Here is a 22911-nt window from a genome sequence, read left to right on the forward strand (position 1 = left end):
TCAGTAGACTGGGTCCATGAGCGAACCCTCGATCTTCACGCGCATCCTCAACGGCGAGATCCCGTCCGAGATCGTCGCGCAGACCGATACCCTGTTCGCGATCCGCGACATCGCGCCGAAGGCGCCGGTCCACCTGCTGGTGATCCCCAAGACCCAGGAGTACCGTGACGTCACCGAGCTCGCCGCCGGCGACCCCGCATTGCTCGTCGAACTGATCGAGCTGGCGAAGAAGCTCGCCGGCGAGCACGGCGATGGCGACTTCCGCCTCATCTTCAACACCGGTGCGAACGCCGGACAGACCGTCTTCCACGTGCACGCGCACGTGCTGGCGGGCGACCTCGACGAATCGAGCATGAATGCCGGATGACGCAGCCGCCGTCGAGCGGATCTATGCCGACGGCGTCGCGATGGTGCAGCTGCTGGGCCCTCAAGACCGTCTGCTGCGGGTGGTGGAGCGCGAGCATCCCGATGTCGATGTGCATGTGCGCGGCAACGAGATCACACTCTCCGGCGCCGCGCCGGCGGTGAGTGCGGCGCGCTCGCTGGTCGAAGAGCTCATCGCGATGGCCCGCTCCGGCCACGGACTCGATCCCGTCGACGTGGTGTCGTCGAACCGCATGCTGCGCTCCGATTCGGGCATGCGCCCGTCCGAAGTGCTCGGCGAGGCGATCTTGTCGTCGCGCGGCAAGGTGATCCGGCCCAAGACCGCAGGGCAGAAGGCGTACGTCGATGCGATCGACGAGAACACGATCGTGTTCGGCATCGGGCCGGCCGGCACGGGCAAGACGTACCTGGCAATGGCCAAGGCCGTGCAGGCGCTGCAGCGCAAAGAGGTCAGCCGCATCATCCTGTCCCGCCCCGCGATCGAGGCGGGGGAGCGGCTCGGGTTCCTGCCCGGAACGCTGACCGACAAGATCGACCCGTACCTGCGTCCTCTGTACGACGCGCTCAACGAGATGATGGACCCCGAGCTCGTCCCCAAGCTGATGGCGAGCGGCACGATCGAGGTGGCGCCGCTCGCATACATGCGCGGTCGCACCCTGAATGACTCCTTCGTCGTGCTCGACGAGGCGCAGAACACCACGCCCGAACAGATGAAGATGTTCCTCACGCGCCTGGGATTCGGCACCCGTATGGTCGTCACCGGCGACATCACCCAGATCGACCTGCCGCAGTCCGCGTCGGGTCTGCGGCTCGTGACGCGCGTGTTGGGAGACATCGACGACATCCACTTCTCCTACCTGACCAGTGACGATGTCGTGCGACACACCCTCGTGGGCCGTATCGTCGACGCCTACACCGAGTACGACGAGAAGCGCCTCGCCTCGCGACGTGAGCGCGACGAGGCCGAGGAGTTCGCCAATCGCGCCGAGCGGCGCGGGGCGCAGCAGCGCCCGCGCGGACCACGAGACCACCAGCAGAGGCGAGGACGGCCATGACGATCGAGATCACCAACGAGTCGGGCGTCGCGGTCGACGAGCAGAAGCTGCTGCGGCTGACCGAGCACAATCTCGCGCAGCTGCACGTGAGCCCCGACGCGGAGGTCGCCATCCTCCTCGTCGACGAGGGCGCCATGGAGTCCCTGCACGTGCAGTGGATGGACGAGCCCGGCCCGACCGACGTGCTGAGCTTCCCGATGGACGAACTGCGCCCCGGCACGGCAGACATGCCGACGCCCGCAGGTCTGCTCGGCGACATCGTGCTGTGCCCGCAGGTCGCCGAGGTGCAGGCTGAGCAGGCACGCCACTCCATGCTCGACGAGCTGATGCTGTTGACCACCCACGGACTGCTGCACCTGCTGGGCTTCGATCACGCCGAGCCCGAGGAGGAGCGCGAGATGTTCGGCCTGCAGCGCGACCTGCTGCTCAGCTTCCACACTGCGGAGCGTCGCCACCGCTCATGACGGCACTCCTCCTCCTCATCGCCGCCGTCCTCCTGGTGGCGTTCGGCGGGCTCATGGCGGCGATCGACGCCGCGATGGAGGTCACCAGCCGTCAGGATCTCGTCGACATGGCCGACGACGGTGGCCGCGGTGCGCCGCAGCTGCGCCGCATCGCCGACGACGCCGACGCGCATCTGCAGGCCGTCACCTTCATCCGCGTGCTCGTCGAGACCGGCGCGGCGGTGCTGGTCACGGTCGCCTTCACGATCCTGTTCCACAGCATCTGGTGGGCGATGCTGGCCGCCGTCATCCTCATGACGGCGATCTCGTTCGTGCTGGTGGGCGCCAGCCCCCGGTCCGTCGGCCGCCGGCACGCCCAGGGGCTGCTGCGCGGCTGCGCGCGCACCGTGCGCGGCATCCGGATCATCCTCGGCCCGATTGTGCACGGACTCATCGCCTTCGGCGACAAGGTCACGCCCGGGGGTGCGCGTGGCGCTTCGTTCTCCAGTGAAGAGCAGCTGCTGAGCATGGTCGACGAGGCCGCCTCGCAAGACCTCATCGAGCAGGACGATCGCGACCTCATCCACTCGGTGTTCGACTTCACCGACACTTTCGTGCGTGAGGTGATGGTTCCCCGTCCCGACCTGGTGTCGGTGGATGCCACGGCCACCGCACGCGAGGCGATGACGGTGTTCCTCAACAAGGGCGTCTCGCGCATTCCCGTGGTCGATGATGACGCCGACGACGTCGTGGGCGTGCTGTACCTCAAGGATCTCGTGCTGATCGGATTCCGCGACGGCGCGGCCGACACCGGCTGGCAGGAGGCGCCGGTCACCGGCATTGCGCGCCCGCCGGTGTTCGTGCCCGAGTCGATGCGGGTCGAGACGCTGCTGCAGCAGATGAAACGCGACGCGGTGCACGTGTGCATGGTGGTCGACGAGTACGGCTCGGTGGCGGGTCTGGTCACGCTGGAAGACATCATCGAAGAGCTCGTGGGTGAGATCGCCGACGAGTACGACCCGCGGGCCACCGAGGTGGTGGAGCTCGGACCCGACCGGTTCCGCGTCAGCTCGCGGCTGCCGGTCTCCGACGTCGGCGAGCTGTTCGACCTCGAGCTCGACGACGAAGAGGTGGACTCGATCGGCGGGCTGCTCGGCAAGGCGCTGGGCCGTGTGCCGCAACCGGGGGCGACCGTCGTCTATGACGGACTGAGACTGACCGGGGGCGCCTCGCGCGGGCGCGGGCGCGGGATCGCGACCGTGTTCGTCGAGCGCGTCGCCGCAGAGAAGGAGCAGGAACGATGACCGACATCCGATGTGGGTTCGTGACGTTCGTGGGGCGCCCCAACGTCGGCAAATCGACGTTGACCAACGCCCTCGTCGGCGAGAAGGTCGCCATCACCAGCGAGAAGCCGCAGACCACCCGACGAGCGATCCGCGGCATCCTGAATCGCCCCGACGGTCAGCTGATCATCGTCGACACCCCCGGAATCCATCGCCCGCGCACGCTGCTCGGGCAGCGGCTCAACGATCTCGTGGAGCAGGTGCTCGGCGACGTCGACGTGATTGCTTTCTGTGCGCCCGCAACCGAGAAGGTCGGTCCGGGTGACCGCCGCATCGCGGCATCGTTGGACGGATATCCCCGCGCGAAGAAGGTCGCCATCGTGACGAAGACGGATGCGGCGACGCGCGATGAGATCGCCGAGCGGCTCATCGAGGTCGACCAGCTCCGCGAGGACTGGGCCGCGGTCATCCCGCTGTCAGCCCTGACCCGCGACCAGCTCGATGTGCTCAGCGACGAGCTGCTCGGCCTGATGCCCACTGGGCCCGCGCTGTACCCCGACGACGTCGTGACCGACGAGAGCCTCGAGGACCGCATCGCCGAGATCATCCGCGAGGCGTCGCTCGAGGGCGTGCGCGATGAGCTGCCGCACTCCATCGCGGTGACCATCCAAGACATCTCGCGCCGTGATGACAAGGAGCTCACCGACGTCTACGCCGATATCGTCGTGGAGCGTGACAGTCAGAAGGCCATCATCATCGGGCACAAGGGTTCTCGATTGAGGGATGTCGGGGCTCGAGCCCGTGCGGGCATCGAACCGCTCGTGGGCACGAAGGTGTTCCTGTCGCTGCACGTGCGCGTGGCCAAGGAATGGCAGCGCGACCCCAAGCAGCTGGGTCGCCTGGGATTCTGACACATCGCATGCGTCTGGCGGGTGTATTCTGTGTCCATGCGCGCCGGCTTCGTGCTTCTCCTTAGCTGCCGCGGCGAGTCCTCGTTCTAGGGCCTTCCTCGTCGCGGAGCTTCGCGTTGGCCCGCTTCCCAGACGAGAGATGCAGAGCCCCGAGATGAAGAACAACCAGAAGCCCTCCGGGATGCCGATCCACAAGTATCGGCCGTTCCACGAGCAGATCCGCGTCGATCTGCCCGACCGTACCTGGCCCACGAAGCACATCAGCGTCGCGCCCCGGTGGTGCGCGGTCGACCTGCGTGACGGCAACCAGGCGCTCATCGACCCGATGAGCCCCGAGCGCAAGCGCATCATGTTCGATCTGCTCGTGCGCATGGGCTACAAGGAGATCGAGGTCGGGTTTCCGTCGGCGAGCCAGACCGACTTCGACTTCGTGCGCCAGCTGATCGAAGAGGACCTGATCCCCGACGACGTCACCATCCAGGTGCTGACGCAGTCGCGTGAGCACCTCATCGCCCGCACCTATGACGCGATCGCGGGCGCCAAGCAGGCCATCGTGCACCTGTACAACTCCACCAGCATCCTGCAGCGTGAGGTCGTGTTCCGCACCGACAAGCAGGGCATCATCGACATCGCACTGACCGGCGCACGCCTGTGCCGGGAGTACGAGAAGCGCGTACCCGAGACCGCGGTCTACTACGAGTACTCACCGGAGAGCTACACCGGAACCGAGCTGGAGTTCGCCGCCGACATCTGCAACCAGGTGCTGGAGATCTTCGAGCCCACCGCAGAGCGCAAGGTCATCATCAACCTGCCTGCCACGGTCGAAATGGCCACGCCCAATGTGTACGCCGACTCGATCGAGTGGATGAACCGGCACCTGAACCACCGCGAGAACGTCATCCTCTCGCTGCACCCGCACAACGACCGCGGCACCGCCGTCGCGGCTGCGGAACTCGGGTACATGGCCGGCGCCGACCGTATCGAAGGCTGCCTGTTCGGCAACGGCGAGCGCACCGGCAACGTCGACCTGGTGACCCTGGGCGTGAATCTGTTCACGCAGGGCATCGACCCGCAGATCGATTTCAGCGACATCGACCAGATCAAGCGCACCGTCGAGCACTGCAACCAGCTGCCCGTGCCCGAGCGCACACCGTGGGGCGGTGACCTGGTGTTCACCGCCTTCAGCGGCTCGCATCAGGACGCCATCAAGAAGGGCTTCGAGTCCTTGGAGGCCCGCGCAGCGGACGAGGGTGTCACGGTCGACGACATCGAGTGGGGCGTTCCGTATCTGCCCGTCGACCCGAAAGACCTGGGCCGGTCGTACGAAGCCGTCATCCGTGTCAACTCCCAGTCGGGCAAGGGCGGCGTCGCCTATCTGCTGAAGACCGACCACGCGCTCGACCTGCCGCGACGACTGCAGATCGAGTTCTCGGGCGTGGTGCAGGCCAAGACCGACCAAGAGGGCGGCGAGGTCACGAGCGCCCAGATCTGGGACATCTTCACCGACGAGTACCTCCCGTCTGACGTCGACGAGGCACGCTGGGGCCGGTTCGAGCTGCTGAGCACGCGCACTTCGAGCGACATGACCGGCGACGTCGTCCTCGACGTGAAGCTGCGCGATGGCGACGCCGAAGTGCAGACCCAGGCCACCGGCAACGGTCCGGTCGCAGCCTTCGTCGAGGTGCTGCAGGCCTCCGGCATCGATGTCACGGTGTACGACTACGTCGAGCACGCGCTCTCCACGGGCGGCGACGCCCAGGCCGCCTCCTACGTCGAGTTGCAGGTCGACGATCAGCGGCTGTGGGGCGTGGGCGTCGACGGCGACATCTCGACGGCCTCGCTGAAGGCGATAGTGTCGGGTGTCAACCGCGCGATCCGCACGCGCCAGGAGTCACCGGCTCTCGCCGCGGTCTAGTCCTCGGGCTTCACAATCGGGATCGCGGTGGTCTCCACCGCCACCTTGCGCCGGTGCAGCATGCGCTGTTCCGGCAGCGAGACGTCGAAGACCACCGCGAGCACGCGGATGACGGCGGTCACCGCGATCCCGATCACGGCGGAGGCCACCATCGGCACGCCGAACAGGTGGGCGAAGGCCAGTACGAGGCAGCCCGCCCCGGCGGCGACGGCGTAGAGCGACCCGACGTGCATGATCGCGACGGGCAGTCCCACAAGGACATCGCGCAGCACGCCACCGCCGACGGCGGCGCACGCTCCGATGAAGACGGCCGGCACGAGCGGCAGCCCCAAGGTCAGGGCCTTGCTCGTTCCGAACGCGCCGAACAGGGCGATCACGAGGGCGTCGAGCCCCACGATCACACCATTCGCCCTGCTCAACGGCCCCGCGAGGAGCATCCCCACAAGGGATGCGGCCGTCGCCGTCAGGAGGTACCAGTTGCTGTGCAGCGTCACCGGGGTGACGTTCAGCAGCAGGTCGCGGATGAGGCCGCCGCCCATCCCGACCATGATCCCGATGATCGCCACGCCCAGGAAGTCCAGGCGGCGCTGGCCGCGGAACCCCGCGGCGAACAGGGCGCCCTGGATGCCGCCGAGAGCGACGGCGGTGAGGTCCGCCCACAGCGGAATGATGAGGATCGGCTCGTTCACGCCCTCCATTGTCGTCGGTGCCCGGGATAATGGAGGAGTGCCCACCTATCGCGACGAAGTCGTGGTCCTGCGCACCCACAAGCTGGGTGAGGCCGACCGCATCGTCACCTGCCTGAGTCGCCGGCACGGCAAGGTCCGTGCGGTCGCGAAGGGCGTGCGGCGCACCTCGTCGCGCTTCGGCGCGCGACTCGAGCCCTTCATGGTGGCCGACGTCCAGCTGTACATCGGGCGCAGCCTCGACATCATCCAGCAGGCCGAGTCGTTGGGCGCGTACGGCGCCGAGATCGCCCTGCACTATGACCGGTATACGGCCGCCAGCGCTATGGTCGAGACCGCCGACCGTCTGAACGAGGCCGAGGCCACACCCCAGCAGTACCTGCTGTTGGTGGGCGGCCTGCGGGCGCTGTCGCGCGGCGAGCACGCGGCGCGCAGCATCCTGGATTCCTATCTGCTGCGCGCGATGTCGATGTCGGGCTGGGCGCCCGGGCTCGGCGACTGCGCGCGTTGCGGGCTGCCGGGACCGCACCAGAGCTTCGTGGCGCAGATGGGCGGTGTGGTCTGCCGCGACTGCGCGCCCGCCGGCGCGGTGCGCGTCGACATGGCGACGACCGGACTGCTGCAGTCGCTCATCGCAGGGGAGTGGGATGTGGTGGATGCCGCGACCCCGGCCGCGACCGCGGCAGCGTCGGGCCTGGTGGCCGCCTACGCCCAGTGGCACCTTGAGCGCGGCATCCGCGCGCTCGAGCACGTCCTGTCCGAGCCGGTGCCGCCGGAGGAAGCCCGCCTGTGAGTCCCAAGCCCTACACGAACAAAGACGCCGTGGCGTTCCGTCCCCTCGACTGGACCGGCGTGTACCCGCCGGAGTACCCGAGGGGTGCCGTGCCGAATCACGTCGCCATCGTGATGGACGGCAACGGGCGCTGGGCGAACCGCCGTGGCCTCACGCGCATCGAGGGGCATCGCGCGGGCGAGGCTGCGTTGCTCGACGTCGTCGCCGGTGCCGTGCAAGCCGGGGTCAAGCACCTGTCGGTGTATGCGTTCTCGACCGAGAACTGGAGCCGCTCGCCCGATGAGGTGCGCTTTCTCATGGGGTTCAATCGCGAGGTGCTGCATCGCCGGCGCGACCAGCTCAACGAGTGGGGCGTGCGCGTGCGGTGGGCCGGTCGCAAGCCGCGGCTATGGGGATCGGTCATCAAAGAGCTGCAGTACGCCGAGCAGCTCACGGCGGGCAATGACGTGCTCACCCTCACCATGTGCGTGAACTACGGCGGCCGGGTCGAGCTCGTCGATGCTCTGCGCTCGATCGCCGACGACGTGGCCGCGAAGCGGCTGAAGCCGTCGGCGGTGACCGAGAAGCTCATCCGACGTCGGCTGTACATCCCCGAGATGCCCGACGTCGACCTGTTCGTGCGCTCGTCGGGCGAGCAGCGCACCTCCAACTTCCTGCTCTGGGAGTCGGCCTACGCCGAGTTCGTCTTCCTCGACACACTGTGGCCCGATTTCAGCCGGCAGGATCTCTGGCACGCCATCGACTTGTACCTGGGCCGTGACCGCCGGTTCGGGGGCGCTGTTGACACCCCCGACGACGCGCTCTGATGAGGAGGCGCTGATCAGGCCGGCGTGGCCCGGTGCTCGTCCCACACCTGGCGGGCGATCTGCGCGAAGGCCTCGGGCGGCTGGGCACCGCTGACGCCGTACTTGCCGTCGATCACGAAGAACGGCACGCCGTTGATGCCGTACGACGCCGCTTGCGCCTGGTCGTCGCGGACCGCTTGCAGGTAACGGCCCGACTCGAGCGCGTCACGGGCGGCTGCGGCATCCAACCCCACCTCTTCGGCGAGCGCGACGAGATCGTCGATCCGACCCACGTGGCGGCCCTCGGTGAAGTACGCCGCCATGAGGCGTTCCTTCATCTCACGCTGCTTGCCCTGCTCCTTGGCGAAGTGCAGCAGCTCGTGGGCCTTCACGGTGTTCGTGTGCTTGAGGTTGTCGAAGTCGTAGTCGAGGCCCGCCTGCGCCGCGACGCCGGTGACCCGGTCGAGCATCTGCCGCACCTGGTCGGCCGGCATGCCCTTGTGTCCGGCAAGGAACTCGATCTCGGTGCCGTCGAAGTCGACGGGCGTGTCGGGCGAGAGCTCGAAGGAGTGGAACACCACCTCGACCTCGGGGGCATCATCGCCGGTGGCTACCTCGGCAAGCCCCTTCTCAAGATTGCGCTTGCCGATATAGCACCAGGGGCAAGCGATGTCAGACCAGATGTCGATCGAGATGGGTTCAGTCACAAGAAGTGCAACCTTCCGGCGGGAGATGTATTCCCCTGCATGAGCATCTACGCGGGCAGGTTCTCTTCGATCACCGCGACGACGGCGGGGTCGTCGGGCTTCGTCTTGGGGTGGAAGCGGTGGAGGCCGCCGCCCGGCGTCACCACGAACTTCTCGAAGTTCCAACGGATCGGACCGCGCTCTCCTTCGGCATTGCGGGACTTCTTCAGCGCCTTGTAGAGCGGAGAGGCACCGGGGCCGTTGACCTTGACCTTGTCGAGGATCGGGAAGGTGACGCCCCACGTCGTCGAGCAGTATTCGACGATCTCGTCGATCGAGCCGGGCTCCTGCCCCATGAACTGGTTGCAGGGGAAGCCGAGCACCGTGAACCCTCGGTCGCCATACGCCTCCTGCAACTGCTCGAGCTGCTCGTACTGCGGGGTGTTGCCGCACCGGGATGCGACGTTGACGATCATCACGACCTTGCCGTCGTAATCGCCCAGCGTGGCGGTGTCGCCATCGGCGGTCGCGAAAGGGATCTCGCCGAGCGAGGGGGAGGTTTCGGGAGCCATGTCCACAGCCTAAGCGCGTGCGTCCCGCCCGGCACCGCTGTCTGGGAGAATGGACAGGTGACCTCCCTGACAGCCCCCGCCCGCACGCTGCGCATCGGGCCGATCGAGCTCGATGCGCCCGTCGTGCTCGCGCCCATGGCGGGGATCACGAACGCCGCGTTCCGGCGCCTGTGCCGCGAGTACGGTGCGGGCCTCTATGTCAGCGAGATGATCACCACGCGCGCGCTCGTCGAGCGCAACGCGGTGACGATGCGGCTGATCACTCATCACGAGTCCGAGTCTCTACGGTCGATCCAGCTCTATGGCGTCGACCCGACCACGGTCGAGAACGCGGTCAAGATCCTCGTCGACGAAGACCGCGCCGACCACATCGACATGAATTTCGGATGCCCTGTTCCCAAGGTCACCCGCAAGGGCGGCGGATCGGCGCTCCCCTGGAAGCTCGACCTCTTCGAGGCCATCGTCACCCGGGCGGTCCGGGCTGCCGGCGACGTCGCGGTCACGGTCAAGATGCGCAAGGGCATCGACGACGATCACCTCACCTATCTCGACGCCGCCCGCATCGCGGAAGACGCCGGCGTGGCGGCGATCGCGCTGCACGCGCGCACGGCGAGCCAGTACTACTCGGGTCATGCCGACTGGTCGGCCATCGCCACGCTCAAAGAGGCCGTGACGAGCATCCCGGTGCTGGGCAACGGCGACATCTGGTCGGCAGACGATGCGCGGCGCATGATGACCGAGACCGGCTGCGACGGCGTGGTGGTGGGGCGCGGCTGCCTCGGTCGCCCCTGGCTGTTCGGCGATCTCGCCCGCGCGCTGGGCGAGCCCGGGGCGGCGCACGGCGAGCCTGTCGACGCGACACTCGGTTTCGTCGCGCAGGCGTTTCGGCGGCATGCCGAGCTGCTCGTCGAGTTCTTCGAGGACGAAGATCGCGGCTGCCGGGATGTGCGCAAACACGTTGCCTGGTATTTCAAGGGGTATCCGGTCGGCGGCGAGCTGCGCGCTCGTCTGGCGACGGCGTCGAGCCTCGCTGAGATCGACGAGCTGCTCGCCGAGATGGATCTCGACGCCCCGTATCCCGGGGCGGGTGCCGAAGGCCAGCGCGGGCGGGCCGGTTCGCCCAAGCGGACGGTTCTGCCCGAGGGCTGGCTCGACTCGCGCGAGATCGGCGCACACGCTGCGCATCTGACCGAATCGGAGGCCGACACGAGTGGCGGCTGAGGGCGCATCCGCGGTCGGCGTCTCCCCGGGCCGGCCGAGCGGATACGACGACGCCGATGCCGCGCGCTTCTTCGGGGAGCGGCATCGATCGCAGCGTGATGACTTCGCCCGTGACCGCGCCCGCGTGCTGCACTCCGCGGCGCTTCGTCGACTGGCGGCCAAGACGCAGGTGCTCAGTCCTGCCTCGCCCGCTGACTTCGCACGCAATCGCCTGACGCACTCGCTCGAGGTGGCGCAGGTCGGCCGGGAACTCGCCACCGCGCTGCGACTCTCGCCCGACGTGGTCGACACCGCGTGCCTGAACCACGACCTGGGGCATCCTCCCTTCGGTCACAACGGGGAGCGCGCCATGAACGAGTGGGCCGAAGACATCGGCGGCTTCGAGGGCAACGCGCAGACGCTGCGCATCGTGACCCGACTCGAGCCGAAGGTGCTCGGCCCCGACGGCACGAGCTACGGGCTCAACCTGACCCGGGCGAGCCTGGATGCTACGTGCAAGTATCCGTGGACGGCCGACAAGCCGCTGCCCGACGCCGGCGGGCGCCTCAAGTTCGGCGTCTACGCCGAAGACGAGGAGATCTTCCACTGGATGCGCGCGGGCGCCCCGGGGCGGGTGCGGTGCATCGAGGCCGAGGTGATGGACCTCTCCGACGACATCGCCTACTCGGTGCACGACTTCGAGGACGCGATCGTCAACGGCTACCTCGACCCCGCGCGCCTGACAGCTGCGGGAGAGCACGAGGCGCTGCTGGATGCGATCCAGACCTGGGTGGGCTATGACTTCCACCGGGACGAGTTGGCCGACGCGCTGCATCGGCTCACCCTGCTGGGGGAGTGGCTGACCGCCTTCACCGGCAACCGTGCAGACCTCGCGCGGCTGAAGAACCTCACCAGCGACCTGATCGGACGCTTCGCGCGTGCGGCGACCGCCGCCACCCGCGAGGCGTATGCATCCGAGGATCTCACCCGCTACCGCGCGCACGTCGTCGTCCCGCGCGTGATCGAGGTCGAGATGGCGGTGCTCAAGGGCATCATCGGCGCGTTCGTCGTCTCGATCGAGGGGCGCAAGCAGCTCTACAAGGAGCAGCGGCGGGTCCTCAAGCGCCTCGCGGACGCCCTGCTGCAGCATCCCGAACATCTTTCCGCCGTGTATGCGGAGGATTTCGCGGCAGCGGTGACGGATGCGGCGGCGCGGCGTGTCGTCGTCGACCAGGTGGCCAGCCTGACCGACCAGCAGGCCATCTCGTGGCACCGCAGCCTCGTGGGCGACATCGACGCCGCGTCGCTGGGAGTGTGGTCGCTCGACCCGGTCGGGGCGCACTGATGGCGGGGCGCATCGCACAGGCCGACATCGACGAGGTCAAGGCCCGCGTGAACATCGCCGACGTGATCGGCGAACGAGTGGCGCTCAAGCCGGCCGGCATCGGCTCGATGAAGGGGCTGTGTCCGTTTCACGAGGAGAAGAGCCCGAGCTTCAACGTGCGCCCGCAGGTGGGCTTCTACCACTGCTTCGGCTGCGGCGAGTCCGGTGACGTCTACACGTTCCTGCGGCAGATGGACCATCTCACGTTCACCGAGGCCGTTGAGCGGATGGCTGCCCGCATCGGGTACACGCTGCACTACGAAGAGGGCGGCGCCGCTCCCGAGACGTCCGGGCGGACCCGGTTGTACGCCGCGAACGCGGCAGCCGCCGAGTGGTATCGCCAGCAGCTCATGACGCCGGCCGCCGATGCCGGTCGGCGCTTCCTCGGTCAGCGCGGGTTCGACGCGGGTGCTGCCGCTCATTTCGGCGTCGGCTTCGCCCCCAAGGGCTGGTCGGGGCTGCGCGACGCTCTGCACAAGCAGGGCTTCACCGACGAAGAACTGCTGGCGGCCGGGCTCGTCTCGCAGGGGCAGCGCGGGGTCTACGACCGTTTTCGGGGCCGGGTGGTGTGGCCGATCCGGGACATCACCGGGCAGACCCTCGGCTTCGGCGCCCGGCGGCTGTTCGATGACGACAACGGTCCCAAATACCTGAACACCCCCGAGACCGTGCTCTACAAGAAGACGCAGGTGCTGTACGGGCTCGACCTCGCCAAGCGCGACATCTCACGGGGCGATCCGCGGCGCGTTGTCGTCGTCGAGGGGTACACCGATGTCATGGCCTGCCACCTGGCCGGGGTCACCACGGCCGTGGCCACCTGCGGTACGGCATTCGGCGGCGACCACATGAACATCCTGCGCCGGGTGATCGGCGACGACGGATCCGCCGAGGTCGTGTTCACGTTCGATCCCGACGCCGCCGGGCAGAAGGCCGCGGTACGAGCGTTCGCCTCGACCAAGGGGCTGAAGGCGCAGAGCTTCGTGGCCACCGGTCCGGAGGGGCTGGACCCCTGCGACCTCCGTCTGCAGCGGGGGGATGCCGCGGTCCGATCGCTCATGGACACGAAGGTGCCCATGTTCGAGTTCGTCATCGACCAGCGCGTCGCGGGATTTGATCTGTCGACCGTGGAGGGGCGCATCGGGGGGCTGCGTGCGGCGGCTCCGATCGTCGCCGAGCTGCGCGATCCGCTGCTGCGCAGCGAATACAAGCACGTGCTGTCACGGCGGCTGGGCATGGAGCCCGGTGCCGTCGATCATGAAGTCGAGCGCGCGGGTCGGGCCGAGGCGAATCACACGCGGGACTTGCAGCGACACGAACCCGCCGCATCCGCCCCCTCCGCCGAACACGGCGCCCCCGAGCTGCGCGTCACGCTCGCCACGCTGCAGCGCACGCCCGATGTCGGACTGGAGCGCGACGCGATGATGGGCTTTCTGCAGTACGGGCATCGGGTCGAAACGACACTGCGTGTGCGCGCGCTGACGCTGCCGATGCGCAACCCGGCGCTGGAGGCCGTGCGGCAGAGTGTCGCAGCTGCGACGGATGTGGAGCGCGCCGGCTGGGCGGTCGATGCGGTATCGGCCGTGCGCGAGCCCTACCGGTCGCTCGCGGCCGAGCTGCTGACCGGCGAGTTTCCGGCACGCGACGACGATCATGCGGTCGTGTCGGCGCACGACCTCGCCCGACGGCTGATCGTGCGCTCTCTCGACGGACGCAAACGCGAACTGCTGGGCGCCATTCAGCGTGTCCCCGCCGATTCGGACGAGGGCCGGGCCGTCCGTATCGAGCTGCGGGAACTCGACGCGGAACGTCAGCGGCTCTTGGCCGACTCATAGGCGTCGGTGGCGCCGCCCCCGCGGACACGGCAGGATGAAGGCATGGCCCGCCATCGTGACACCGACGTCGCCATCGAGTGCGTCGACCTCTCCATCGCTCGCGCCTCCGCACGCGGAGGAGACCTCGCGCGCGTGGTCGACGGCGTCAGCGCGCGGCTGCCGCATGCGGGCGCTCTCGCGGTGCTCGGGCCCACGGGGGCGGGGAAGTCGAGCCTGGCGGCAGTGCTCGCCGGCGCAGAAGAACCCGGCCTGGCGGTGGTGGGCGGCGACGCGTGGGTCGAGGGCATCCCGGTGCGCAAGCCGGGTCGAGCGCACCGCCTGCACACCTATGTGACCGGTTATCTCGCTCAGGGCGACGGTTCACGGCTGCCCTCGCGGCTGACGGTCGAAGAGGTCATCTCGTCACCGATCACTCGTCGCTCGCGCAGAGCCGACAAGCGGGCGCTGGCGATACGGGTCGCCGCCCTCCTCGATGAGATGAAGCTGCCGCTGGGCATCGCCGTGAAGTACCCGTACGAGCTCAGTGCCGGCATGCGGCAGCGCGTCGCGTTCGCCCGTGCTGTGATGCTGCAACCACGGGTGCTCATCGCCGACGACCTTCTGGCGAATCTCGACCTCTCCGCGCGCGAGGCGGTCCTTGCGGCGATTCGCCGACGTCGCGATGCGTACGGCATGTCGACGCTGCTGGTGGGCAACGACCGCGACAGTGTCGAGGCGCTCAATGCTCGGGTTCTGGTGCTGCGCGCGGGGCACGTCGTGGCGGTCGGTGAGAGCGCCGCTGACGTCACGTGGACGCCCAGTGGTGAGGCCGATCATCGCCTCATCGCGTCATGAGCACCCTCAGAAGTTTGCTAAGCTAGATGAGCTGTCCGCGGCAACGCGGAACGTATTCCTCCATAGCTCAATTGGCAGAGCAGCCGGCTGTTAACCGGCAGGTTCTTGGTTCGAGTCCAAGTGGGGGAGCGAAAGGCCTCGGGCTCCACCCCGGGGCCTTTTTCTTTGACCTCACTCGCGCACGGCCGCCGCGAACTGCCCGCTGATGCGGCGGCTGAGGACGGCCGCGGTCTCGCTGACACGGGCGGCGAGCTCCGCCCAGGTGTGCTCGTCGGTGTGCTCCGCGGAGAAGGTGAGGGCCACCGCCGCCGCCGGCCAGCCGACATGGTCGAGCACAGCCACCGCCACCGAACCGAGTCCGGGGGTCACCTCACCGTTCTCCGTGGCGTAGCCCGCCTGGCGCACCGTGGTGAGCAGCTGCTTGAGCTCTCCGTAGGTGCGGGGGCCGCCGCCCGCGCGGTCGGTGAACGAACCGGCGTCCGGATACAGGGCTCGGCGCTGGGCCGGCGGGAGGGCGGCCAGCATGGCGCGTCCGGTCGCCGTCAGGTGGGCCGGAAGCCGGACGCCCACATCGGTGACCAGCGACGGGCGGTGAGGAGCCCGTTCTTCCACGAGATAGAGCACGTCGCGTCCGTGCAGAACCCCCAGATGGCCGCTCTCGCCGATCCGGTCGACGAGATCGGCGACTAACGGCCGTCCGAGCCGGGTCAGCGGCTGCTGCCGGGAGAAGCCGCTGGAGAGCTCGAAAGCCGCGACTCCGAGGCCGTAACGCTTCTCTTCGGGCAGATGGACGACGAACCCGCGTTGTTGCAGCACGGTGAGCAGGTGGTAGGCGCTCGAGCGGGGAAGGCCCAACGCCGCGGCCAGATGGGCGACGGCGACCGGCCCGCGCTGTGTGGCCAGGAACGAAAGGATCCGCAGTGCGGCGTCGGCTGCGGGCACCTGCGACCGATTGTCGGGCATGCCTTCACCGTACTCGTCGGTCTGTCATCACAGACGGACGGGTCACCGGTAAACTCGCTGGTCGGGCTCGCGCCCGCAGCAGCGGAAGGAAGCAGATCATTCAGAACTACACGGTGGCCACCGACGGAGCCTGCTCGGGCAACCCGGGCCCGACGGGATGGGCATGGATCGGCGAGGACGGACAGTGGGCCGCCGGTTCGCTTCCGCAGGGCACGAACAACATCGGTGAACTGCTTGCGCTGCTCAACGCGATCCGTGATCACCGCGACGTCGAGAACCTCACCGTCCAGGCCGACTCGAAGTACGCGATCGACACCTACTCGTCGTGGATGGACGGGCACGCGCGCCGCGGCTGGAAGACCAGCACGGGCGCGCGCACGAAGAACGTCGACATCCTCAAAGAGCTCATCGCCGAGCGCGATGAGCGCCGCGAGCATGGGCTGCCCGATGTGATCCTCGAGCACGTACGAGGTCACGCGGGACACCGGCTCAACAGCTGGGCCGACGAGCGCGCCGTACGCGCCGCCAAGCACGGGGCGAAGGGGACGGCGAGCCGTTGGTCGTCGCTGGACGGTCAGGAGCCTCTCGACGTGACCGTCGACCCGCCCCGCTCCGCGCAGGACAAACCGAAACGACGCTAGGCGTCGATGTCGTCGACGCCGGGCGTCCACGCCTGGCCCGGGCGGCCCCAGCCACGCTTACGCGCGATCTTCTGCGTCGTCTTCCAGTCACTGTCACTGAGGCGGTCGATGTAGAGCACGCCGTCGAGGTGATCGAATTCGTGCTGCATGATGCGCGCGCGCCAACCGTCCACCTCGATATGGACGGGCCGGCCCTCGACATCCATTCCCGTGACCAGCACTTCGTCCGAGCGGCGGAGCGGGAATCGCTCGCCGGGGAACGACAGGCAGCCCTCCGATTCTTCATCGGGGTCGGGTGCGCCGGGTTCGGCCGGCTTCATCCACAGCACCGGGTTGAGGATCTCGCCCCGCCACGGGGCGCCGTCGTCGTCCTGATACGTGTAGACGTAGATGCGCAGCGGCACGCCGACCTGGGGCGCCGCGAGGCCCACGCCGGGAGCGGCATCCATCGTCTCGTACATGTCGGCGACAAGCTGCCGGATCTCATCGGTGATCTCGTCGACGAGGGCTGCGGGGGAGTGCAGCACGGGGTCGCCCATGATGCGGATGGGAAGAACTGGCACGTCTTCAGCCTACCGGCGGCCCCGCCCAGGTAATGTCGAAGGGTGATCGCGACGGACCTGCCGCTGGACGATGTCACCGACCAGCTGGTCGGGGTCCTCGGTGACCCGAAGATCCTCATCGGAATCCCGCTCGCTCTGCTGGGCGCCGTGTTCATGTCGTTCGGTGCGCAGTACCAGTACCGCGGGGTCAACAAGGTCGAGCGGCTCACCGGAACCAGCGGCAGCGAGGGGCTGACCGGCAAGCAGATGCTGAGCCTGCTGCGGCGCCCGTCGTGGGTCGTCGGCACACTCATGCTGGGCCTGGCGATCGTCTGCCAGCTGAGCGCCCTCGTGTTCGCCCCGCTGATCCTCGTGCAGCCGCTGGGCGCGGTCTCGCTCGTGATCACGACGCTGCTGAACGCCCGCGTCTCTGGGCACAAGCCGACCAAGCAGTCCGTGAGATCGATCATCGCCTGTGTGGGCGGCATCTTCGTGTTCGTAACCATTGCCGCGTTCGTGGCCACGGAGACGCGGCTGACGGACGGCCAGATCCTGACCGTGGTCGTCATGCTCGGCGTCGTGCTGGTTCTGGCGGCCGGAACCTGGCTCGCGTTCCGCAAGCGCGCCCACCCCCTGTTCTACATCGTGACCTCCGGCATCCTCTACGGCTTCGTCGCGACTCTCGCCAAGATCGTCATCAAGCGCGTGCAGGCCGGCGACATCGACGGGCTCACGATCGGCTGCGTGGTGGGCCTCCTCCTCGCGGTCGCGCTGGGAGCGTACTTCGTGCAGACCGCATACTCGGTCGGCCCACCCGATCTGGTGATCGCCGGGCTCACCGTGATCGATCCGATGGTCGCCGTGCTCATCGGGCTGCTCGTGCTGAAAGAAGCGGCGACGGCCAACGTCTGGGCCTTCCTCGGCTTTGTGGCTGCCGGTCTCATCGCGGTGTACGGCGTTTTCTCGCTGGCGCGCAACCATCCGCAGGTGATCAGCGAGAGCCAAGAGCTGCCGATCCGTCGCGGCAGCCATGGGACCGACGACGGCAAGCCGAAGCGCTAGTCCCGCTGCGTGCGGATCACGATGCGGCCGTCGTGAATGCGCCCCTTGTCGCCCGGGATCGGCGCGGGCGCCGGCAGCTCGACCTGCGTCTCCCAGTCGGTGTGCGCCTCTTCGGCCGTGGGGCGCCAGACGACGTCGAGTCCGGATCCGAGTCCGCCGAACGATGACGCCGTGCGTCGGTCCTGTCGGCGTCGGGTTGCGCGGTGCAGCGCCGGTGCGCAGAGGATGACGACGAGGGATGCCGCGGCCGCCCCCGCGATCACGAGCCAGCCCGTCGCATCCATGGTGTGATCATCCCATGGCTCTGACAGGATAGGCTCGATGTCCGAGAGGGGCGGTGGCCAAGCTGGTGAAGGCAGCGGGCTCATAACCCGACGATCGTGGGTTCAAGTCCCACCCGCCCTACGCACAAGCCCCGACTGGTCAATAACTGGTCGGGGCTCTTATCTGGCTGTGCGACGCTCCCACGACGTCGGCTCGCCCCAGCGTCAGGCTGCCCTTCTTCTCGAGCCACGCCGGCGCAAGACTCCCGACCGGGGCATTGCCCATCGGCGGGTCGACGTACTCGCAGCGCGCCTTCGACGCGCTCACCGACGCGAGGATAAGTTCGGCGTCCTTCTTCGTCTTGAAGCCGCGTTGTCTGTCTGCGACTCGTCAGACTTTCGATACCGGGCCGGTACCGCTTCCCCGCGGCTGTGGCACACGGGGAGATCGTGCCGGCCATGGTCAGTCGTTCCACATGGGCTCAGACTGGGTCGCTTCTCCGTGCAGGGAGGGGATCGTCTGCGGAGCCTCAAACCAGGTCTCCGGGATCTCGTGCGCTTTCGCGGCCTGCACTGTCACTTGCACGGAGATCTGGCTGCCCTTGACCCGCAGCCACGCGGCGGCCGCCATGCCCTGCATCGCGAGGTGCCGGATAGTCGGGATGAAGTGCTCACTGGATGCGGCGGTGAGCTTGCCGATGACGTGCCCATCGATGCTGGCCTCGACGCTAGCCTTCGCGCCGGCACGGGCCGCGGGAGCGATCGTAAGCGTGCCGAGCGCGTACCCATCACCCTCATGGTTGACGTAGTCGGTGAGCACGTCGAGGTGGTTCTCTTCGCCGGTCAACTGCAGTGCGCGCCCGGCGGGGAGGATGCTGTGCGGCGCGGCCGGCGGCTCGTTCAGCGGCACGATCAGGTGCGGGGCGTCGAGCGCGACACGCACGTTCGCGTGGATCTTGAGCTTGCGGCGGTCTTCCCATTGTTCGCGGGCGACGATCCAGATGCGGGCCTTGACCTCGGGCGCGAAGCCGGCGTCGACGATCGACGTGAGGATCGGCTGGTAGATGGCGGCGTCGTCGCGGCTGAGGTATCCGACGTGCTGGTTGTTGAGGACGACCATGACCGCGTTCGCGTCGTATCGGTTCGTGGGTTCGGGGATCAGGTACGCGCTGACGTCCTCGAGGATGATCTCTTCGTCGCGCGTGGGGCGCCGGCCGACGGCCTTCACGATCGCGTCGGTGCGCGCGAACTCGCCCTCGACCTCCGTGCTCGGATACTTCCCGCCGAGTAGCCGGTACGGCTTCAGCGCAGGCTTGGCATCACGCTTCGGTGTGGGCGCCGTGGCGGGGGGAACAGAAGGGGTAGCGACGACGGGTTGCGGCGGTGCCGCGACGACCGGTTGCGGCGGCGATGCTGGCGCGGAAGGAACGGACGGCACTACCAGCGCGGGCGCGGCGGACGGCACAGGTGGCACCGATGACACGGACGGCGCGCCATACGGTTCCCCGTAGAGCATCGCGGACCGCTGGTCGGCTGCATTGCGCGACGAGCGCATTACGCTTCCGCTCTTGGCCGCGCGCATGGCGACGATTACCCACAGCACGATCGCCGCGATGAGACACAAGAGGCCAAACGCGGAAACTCCACCGCCCTCGACTCCGCCGATTCCGCCTCCGCCCAAGAAGAGCACAACACCGGCCCCCAGCGTGATCCATCCCCACAGGCGGAGCTTGTCCATCTTGTGATTCCCCTTTCCCCAGGTATCCAGGTGGCCGCGTCGCCGACGCGGACGCTCGGTCGTGCAACGCCTGCCCGCCACTGACCAGCGCCCATCCGCGGCGCGACGTAGACGGAACGGTTTGGCCCGTAGCAGTGCACGCTGGTCGGCGAGAATCCTACCCTGAACCTCCGACGTCGGCCGTTGAGATCACTCGACGACGACCGCCGGCACCATCTTCGCGAGCTCGTCTCCGATCCCGATGTCGACGAGCCGCACGTCCCCGGCCAGCCGAACGGCGTCGCCGCCCAGCAGCCCTGCTTTGTAGCCGCCGAAGGTCACTGTGATGTCGGCGGGGAGCACGGTCGGATCGGGAACTGATCCGTCGTCGGGGTTGATTCCACTCGGGATGTCCACGGCGACGACGGCCGCGGCATCCCGCCCCGACAACGAGAGAAGGAGCGACGCCACGGTCTCGCGAGCGCGCCCGCGCAGTGCCGGGGTCGCCGCAGCTCCGGTGCCGAGGATCCCGTCGACGATCACGTCCGGCGAGGCGGCCGCGGTGCCCGAGACGACCCTCGCCCCGGCATCGAGCGCCGCGCGCAGCCCCTCCGCGTGCGTTCGTGAGCCCAGCTCGACGATCCAGACCTCGTGCCCGTCCGCCGCAAGCGTCGCGCCGGCGAACAGCGCGTCTCCGCCGTTGTTGCCAGAGCCCACCAACAGAAGCACGCGCCCGGGCGCGGCATCCCGCTCCGCCAGCACCTCGGTGACTACGTCGGCCAGCGCGGCCGCCGCTCGTGCCATCAACGGCTCGCCGGCCGCGAGGTGCGGCGCCTCGGCATCGCGGATCTGCCGGGCGGAATAGCCGTGTCGCATAGCCCGACCCTAGTGGGCAGACACCCGTATCACACGCTTGTGATTCGTCGTCGTCCGGGTGATAATGGCGGGAGAACAGAACAGCACGTCACCGGGTGGTTCCGGTCAGGTCGTAGGGGAAGACGCACCTGACGAAACGGAGAGACCATGGCGACGACACAGGCGCGCGGAGTGATCCTTATCCACTCGGCGCCACGCGCGTTGTGCCCGCACCTGGAGTGGGCGGTAGGACGCGCCCTTGGGCGTGCCGTCAACTTCGACTGGGACGACCAGCCCGTGCTGTCGGGCAGCCGTCGCGCCGAGTTCTACTGGGAGGCACCCGCCGGCAGCGGAGCCGCTCTCGCGACGGCGATCCGCGGCTGGGAGCACCTCCGGTTCGAGGTCACTGAAGACCCGAGCGCGCGTGGCGACGGGGGCCGCTGGATGCACACCCCCGACCTCGGCATCCACTACGCACAGACGGATGCCGCGGGCAACGTCGTCATCGGCGAGGATCGCATTCGCTACGCGATGGAGGTCGCGGCCGGCGACGTGGCCGAGCTCGAGCGCGAGCTTCAGGTCGCCCTGGGCGCTGCGTGGGACGAAGAGCTTGAGCCGTTCCGGCATGCGAGCGACGACGCGCCCGTCGTCTGGCTGCACAAGGTCGGGTGAGCTGCGGGCGGTCAGGCGTCACTACCGGCGATCGGTGAGACATCCCGGTCGCTGAGAAGGCGAATGACCGCCCGATGGAACGAAGATGCCCCGCGGAGGCTTCCCGCGGGGCATCTTGGGTTTTCGACCAAGTCAGGTTTCCGGGCCGAGTCAGGCTTGCGGGCTGCGCCAGGCTTTCGGGCTGCGTCAGGCCGAGGCGAAGGCCACGACGGCGTTGTGACCGCCGAAACCGAACGAGTTGCTGATCGCCAGCTGCTCGCCCGCACCGAGCGACTGCTCATCACCGGAGATGCGGAACGGCACCTCGGGGTCTTGCTCGGTGATGTTGATCGTCGGGGGAGCGATGCGCTCCTGCAACGCGAGGATCGTGAACACAGCCTCGAGCGCACCCGTGCCGCCCAGCAGGTGGCCGGTGGACGCCTTCGTGGCCGAGACCGGGATGTCGTCGATCCGGTCGCCGAACACCTGCTTGAGCGCCTGGTACTCATTCGGATCGCCGACCGGCGTCGACGTGGCGTGCGCGTTGATGTGCGTGACATCGTCGGGAGACGCATCGGCGGCCTCGAGCGCGAGTCGTACCGCACGCGCGGCGCCGTGCCCCTCGGGGTCGTTGGCGGTGATGTGGTACGAGTCGGCGGTCACCCCGCCGCCCACGAGCACCGCGTAGATCTTCGCGCCGCGGGCCTTGGCGTGCTCCTCGGTCTCGAGCACGAGCGCGGCTGCGCCCTCGCCCATGACGAAACCGTCACGGTCGATGCTGCCCGGGCGTGAGGCGTGCTCGGGGTCGTCGTTGCGACGCGACAGCGCCTGCATCGACGCGAACGACGCCATCGTGATGGGGTGGATGGCAGACTCGGTGCCCCCGGCGATCACGATGTCGGCCAGGCCGTCACGCAGGTGCTCGTAGGCGTTTACGAGCGACTCCGTGCTCGACGCGCACGCGCTGGCGACGGTGCGGGCGAAGGCACGTGCCCCGAAGTGCAGCGACAGATTGCCCGCCGCGGCGTTGGGCATGAGCATCGGGACGGTCATCGGCATGACCCGCCGCGGCCCCTTCTCGCGCAGGGTGTCCCACGCATCCAGGAGCGTCCACACCCCGCCGATCCCTGTCGCGAAGTCGACGCCGAGCCGTTCGGGCTCGACGTCGGGCGCACCGGCGTCGGCCCAGGCTTCTTTGGCCGCGATCAGCGCGAACTGTGAGGCGGGGTCCAGACGCTTGGCGACGGGGCGTTCGAGGACGGTCTCGGGGCGAACGACGGCCTCAGCCGCGAAGGTGACGGGAAGCTGGTACTTCTCGACCCAGTCGTGGGTGAGGGTGTGGGTGCCGCTGACACCCGCGCGCAGGGCGGACCAGCTCTCGGGCGCCGTGCCCCCCAGGGGCGACGACGCGCCGATGCCGGTGACGACGATGCGGGACGTGCTCATGTGGGATT

At 68.3% G+C, this 22911-nt stretch carries 25 protein-coding genes and 2 tRNA genes; 17 read left to right on the forward strand and 10 right to left on the reverse strand.

The window, feature by feature from the left end:
- Positions 1-16: 16 nt before the first annotated feature.
- The 6 genes from PU630_RS07435 (at position 17) to leuA (ending at position 5991) form a co-directional block, all read left to right on the forward strand.
- Positions 17-367, forward strand: a complete 351-nt coding sequence (locus tag PU630_RS07435) for an HIT domain-containing protein (protein WP_275279727.1) — start codon at positions 17-19, stop codon at positions 365-367.
- Entirely contained in the window at positions 357-1439 is a 1083-nt protein-coding gene (locus PU630_RS07440; RefSeq protein WP_275279728.1) for a PhoH family protein, read from the forward strand. The genes PU630_RS07435 and PU630_RS07440 overlap by 11 nt, the downstream gene beginning before the upstream one ends.
- Positions 1436-1903 (forward strand): rRNA maturation RNase YbeY, encoded by a 468-nt coding sequence (gene ybeY / locus PU630_RS07445; protein WP_275279729.1) that lies wholly within the window; start codon positions 1436-1438, stop codon positions 1901-1903. Before PU630_RS07440 ends, ybeY begins: the two co-directional genes overlap by 4 nt.
- The gene (locus PU630_RS07450) at positions 1900-3186 is read left to right on the forward strand and encodes a hemolysin family protein (protein WP_275279731.1); all 1287 of its coding nucleotides are present in this window, start codon (positions 1900-1902) and stop codon (positions 3184-3186) included. Before ybeY ends, PU630_RS07450 begins: the two co-directional genes overlap by 4 nt.
- Positions 3183-4076: a GTPase Era gene (era, locus tag PU630_RS07455; RefSeq protein WP_275279732.1), complete on the forward strand. Its 894-nt coding sequence runs from the start codon at positions 3183-3185 to the stop codon at positions 4074-4076. Before PU630_RS07450 ends, era begins: the two co-directional genes overlap by 4 nt.
- Positions 4077-4230: 154 nt before the next feature.
- Entirely contained in the window at positions 4231-5991 is a 1761-nt protein-coding gene (gene leuA, locus PU630_RS07460; RefSeq protein WP_275279733.1) for a 2-isopropylmalate synthase, read from the forward strand.
- Here the strand turns inward: leuA and PU630_RS07465 are convergent.
- Complete coding sequence (locus tag PU630_RS07465; RefSeq protein WP_428981989.1) at positions 5988-6689, reverse strand: trimeric intracellular cation channel family protein; 702 nt, start codon at positions 6687-6689, stop codon at positions 5988-5990. The genes leuA and PU630_RS07465 overlap by 4 nt on opposite strands.
- Before the next feature lie 28 nt (positions 6690-6717).
- Between PU630_RS07465 and recO the strand changes: the two genes are divergently transcribed.
- Both recO and PU630_RS07475 read left to right on the forward strand, forming a co-directional pair.
- A complete protein-coding gene (recO, locus tag PU630_RS07470; protein WP_275279735.1) occupies positions 6718-7470 on the forward strand; it encodes a DNA repair protein RecO in 753 nt (250 codons plus the stop codon).
- Positions 7467-8276, forward strand: coding sequence for an isoprenyl transferase (locus PU630_RS07475; protein ID WP_275279736.1), 810 nt, complete (start codon positions 7467-7469; stop codon positions 8274-8276). Before recO ends, PU630_RS07475 begins: the two co-directional genes overlap by 4 nt.
- 14 nt (positions 8277-8290) lie before the next feature.
- Here the strand turns inward: PU630_RS07475 and PU630_RS07480 are convergent, their stop codons facing one another.
- A complete protein-coding gene (locus PU630_RS07480; protein ID WP_275279737.1) occupies positions 8291-8962 on the reverse strand; it encodes a DsbA family oxidoreductase in 672 nt (223 codons plus the stop codon).
- Between the two features lie 47 nt (positions 8963-9009).
- Positions 9010-9513 (reverse strand): glutathione peroxidase, encoded by a 504-nt coding sequence (locus PU630_RS07485; protein WP_275279738.1) that lies wholly within the window; start codon positions 9511-9513, stop codon positions 9010-9012.
- Between the two features lie 57 nt (positions 9514-9570).
- Here PU630_RS07485 and dusB point away from each other — a divergent pair, with 57 nt between their 5' ends.
- From dusB to PU630_RS07510, 5 genes are all read left to right on the forward strand, one after another.
- Entirely contained in the window at positions 9571-10734 is a 1164-nt protein-coding gene (dusB, locus tag PU630_RS07490; protein ID WP_275279740.1) for a tRNA dihydrouridine synthase DusB, read from the forward strand.
- Complete coding sequence (locus PU630_RS07495; protein WP_275279741.1) at positions 10724-12058, forward strand: deoxyguanosinetriphosphate triphosphohydrolase; 1335 nt, start codon at positions 10724-10726, stop codon at positions 12056-12058. Before dusB ends, PU630_RS07495 begins: the two co-directional genes overlap by 11 nt.
- Positions 12058-13929, forward strand: coding sequence for a DNA primase (gene dnaG / locus PU630_RS07500; RefSeq protein ID WP_275279742.1), 1872 nt, complete (start codon positions 12058-12060; stop codon positions 13927-13929). The genes PU630_RS07495 and dnaG overlap by 1 nt, the downstream gene beginning before the upstream one ends.
- 42 nt (positions 13930-13971) lie before the next feature.
- Positions 13972-14763 carry an ATP-binding cassette domain-containing protein gene (locus PU630_RS07505; protein ID WP_275279743.1) on the forward strand — a complete coding sequence of 264 codons (792 nt, stop codon included), beginning with the start codon at positions 13972-13974 and terminating at the stop codon, positions 14761-14763.
- Positions 14764-14819: 56 nt separating this feature from the next.
- A tRNA-Asn gene (locus PU630_RS07510) sits at positions 14820-14892 on the forward strand.
- Positions 14893-14934: 42 nt separating this feature from the next.
- Here PU630_RS07510 and PU630_RS07515 read toward each other — a convergent pair.
- The gene (locus PU630_RS07515; RefSeq protein ID WP_275279744.1) at positions 14935-15726 is read right to left on the reverse strand and encodes an IclR family transcriptional regulator; all 792 of its coding nucleotides are present in this window, start codon (positions 15724-15726) and stop codon (positions 14935-14937) included.
- Between the two features lie 113 nt (positions 15727-15839).
- On the opposite strand from PU630_RS07515, the gene PU630_RS07520 reads away from it, so the two are divergent.
- Positions 15840-16367, forward strand: coding sequence for a ribonuclease H family protein (locus PU630_RS07520; RefSeq protein WP_275279746.1), 528 nt, complete (start codon positions 15840-15842; stop codon positions 16365-16367).
- On the opposite strand, the gene def is transcribed toward PU630_RS07520, so the two are convergent.
- Complete coding sequence (gene def, locus PU630_RS07525) at positions 16364-16930, reverse strand: peptide deformylase (RefSeq protein WP_275279747.1); 567 nt, start codon at positions 16928-16930, stop codon at positions 16364-16366. The two genes, PU630_RS07520 and def, sit on opposite strands and share 4 nt — an antisense overlap.
- Before the next feature lie 42 nt (positions 16931-16972).
- Between def and PU630_RS07530 the strand changes: the two genes are divergently transcribed.
- Entirely contained in the window at positions 16973-17971 is a 999-nt protein-coding gene (locus PU630_RS07530; protein WP_275279748.1) for a DMT family transporter, read from the forward strand.
- Here PU630_RS07530 and PU630_RS07535 read toward each other — a convergent pair.
- On the reverse strand, positions 17968-18255 hold the full coding sequence (locus PU630_RS07535) for a hypothetical protein (RefSeq protein ID WP_275279750.1): 288 nt from the start codon (positions 18253-18255) through the stop codon (positions 17968-17970). The genes PU630_RS07530 and PU630_RS07535 overlap by 4 nt on opposite strands.
- Positions 18256-18302: 47 nt before the next feature.
- Here PU630_RS07535 and PU630_RS07540 point away from each other — a divergent pair.
- Positions 18303-18376: transfer RNA gene (locus PU630_RS07540), tRNA-Ile, on the forward strand.
- Positions 18377-18394: 18 nt separating this feature from the next.
- On the opposite strand, the gene PU630_RS07545 is transcribed toward PU630_RS07540, so the two are convergent.
- The 3 genes from PU630_RS07545 to PU630_RS07555 form a co-directional block, all read right to left on the reverse strand.
- Positions 18395-18562 carry a hypothetical protein gene (locus PU630_RS07545; protein ID WP_275279751.1) on the reverse strand — a complete coding sequence of 56 codons (168 nt, stop codon included), beginning with the start codon at positions 18560-18562 and terminating at the stop codon, positions 18395-18397.
- A gap of 135 nt (positions 18563-18697) precedes the next feature.
- Positions 18698-19972, reverse strand: a complete 1275-nt coding sequence (locus tag PU630_RS07550; protein WP_275279752.1) for an HIRAN domain-containing protein — start codon at positions 19970-19972, stop codon at positions 18698-18700.
- Positions 19973-20161: 189 nt separating this feature from the next.
- On the reverse strand, positions 20162-20827 hold the full coding sequence (locus tag PU630_RS07555; RefSeq protein WP_275279754.1) for an NAD(P)H-hydrate epimerase: 666 nt from the start codon (positions 20825-20827) through the stop codon (positions 20162-20164).
- Between the two features lie 147 nt (positions 20828-20974).
- Between PU630_RS07555 and PU630_RS07560 the strand changes: the two genes are divergently transcribed.
- Complete coding sequence (locus PU630_RS07560; protein ID WP_275279755.1) at positions 20975-21478, forward strand: DUF3145 domain-containing protein; 504 nt, start codon at positions 20975-20977, stop codon at positions 21476-21478.
- A 186-nt stretch (positions 21479-21664) separates the two neighbouring features.
- On the opposite strand, the gene PU630_RS07565 is transcribed toward PU630_RS07560, so the two are convergent.
- Complete coding sequence (locus tag PU630_RS07565; RefSeq protein ID WP_275279756.1) at positions 21665-22903, reverse strand: beta-ketoacyl-[acyl-carrier-protein] synthase family protein; 1239 nt, start codon at positions 22901-22903, stop codon at positions 21665-21667.
- Positions 22904-22911 lie beyond the last annotated feature (8 nt).

It is taken from the genome of Microbacterium horticulturae, from assembly GCF_029094505.1.
GTDB classification, from domain to species: domain Bacteria; phylum Actinomycetota; class Actinomycetes; order Actinomycetales; family Microbacteriaceae; genus Microbacterium; species Microbacterium horticulturae.

Bases quoted from the DNA above. Each gene is read 5' to 3' on its own strand.
- PU630_RS07440 (WP_275279728.1), top strand. From the start codon at position 357: ATGCCGGATGACGCAGCCGCCGTCGAGCGGATCTATGCCGACGGCGTC.
- ybeY (WP_275279729.1), top strand. From the start codon at position 1,436: ATGACGATCGAGATCACCAACGAGTCGGGCGTCGCGGTCGACGAGCAG.
- PU630_RS07450 (WP_275279731.1), top strand. From the start codon at position 1,900: ATGACGGCACTCCTCCTCCTCATCGCCGCCGTCCTCCTGGTGGCGTTC.
- era (WP_275279732.1), top strand. From the start codon at position 3,183: ATGACCGACATCCGATGTGGGTTCGTGACGTTCGTGGGGCGCCCCAAC.
- PU630_RS07565 (WP_275279756.1), bottom strand. From the start codon at position 22,903: ATGAGCACGTCCCGCATCGTCGTCACCGGCATCGGCGCGTCGTCGCCC.
- PU630_RS07535 (WP_275279750.1), bottom strand. From the start codon at position 18,255: ATGGATGCGACGGGCTGGCTCGTGATCGCGGGGGCGGCCGCGGCATCC.
- PU630_RS07465 (WP_428981989.1), bottom strand. From the start codon at position 6,689: ATGGAGGGCGTGAACGAGCCGATCCTCATCATTCCGCTGTGGGCGGAC.
- PU630_RS07555 (WP_275279754.1), bottom strand. From the start codon at position 20,827: ATGCGACACGGCTATTCCGCCCGGCAGATCCGCGATGCCGAGGCGCCG.
- PU630_RS07505 (WP_275279743.1), top strand. From the start codon at position 13,972: ATGGCCCGCCATCGTGACACCGACGTCGCCATCGAGTGCGTCGACCTC.
- PU630_RS07550 (WP_275279752.1), bottom strand. From the start codon at position 19,972: ATGGACAAGCTCCGCCTGTGGGGATGGATCACGCTGGGGGCCGGTGTT.
- PU630_RS07485 (WP_275279738.1), bottom strand. From the start codon at position 9,513: ATGGCTCCCGAAACCTCCCCCTCGCTCGGCGAGATCCCTTTCGCGACC.
- PU630_RS07515 (WP_275279744.1), bottom strand. From the start codon at position 15,726: ATGCCCGACAATCGGTCGCAGGTGCCCGCAGCCGACGCCGCACTGCGG.
- leuA (WP_275279733.1), top strand. From the start codon at position 4,231: ATGAAGAACAACCAGAAGCCCTCCGGGATGCCGATCCACAAGTATCGG.
- PU630_RS07560 (WP_275279755.1), top strand. From the start codon at position 20,975: ATGGCGACGACACAGGCGCGCGGAGTGATCCTTATCCACTCGGCGCCA.
- dnaG (WP_275279742.1), top strand. From the start codon at position 12,058: ATGGCGGGGCGCATCGCACAGGCCGACATCGACGAGGTCAAGGCCCGC.
- PU630_RS07435 (WP_275279727.1), top strand. From the start codon at position 17: ATGAGCGAACCCTCGATCTTCACGCGCATCCTCAACGGCGAGATCCCG.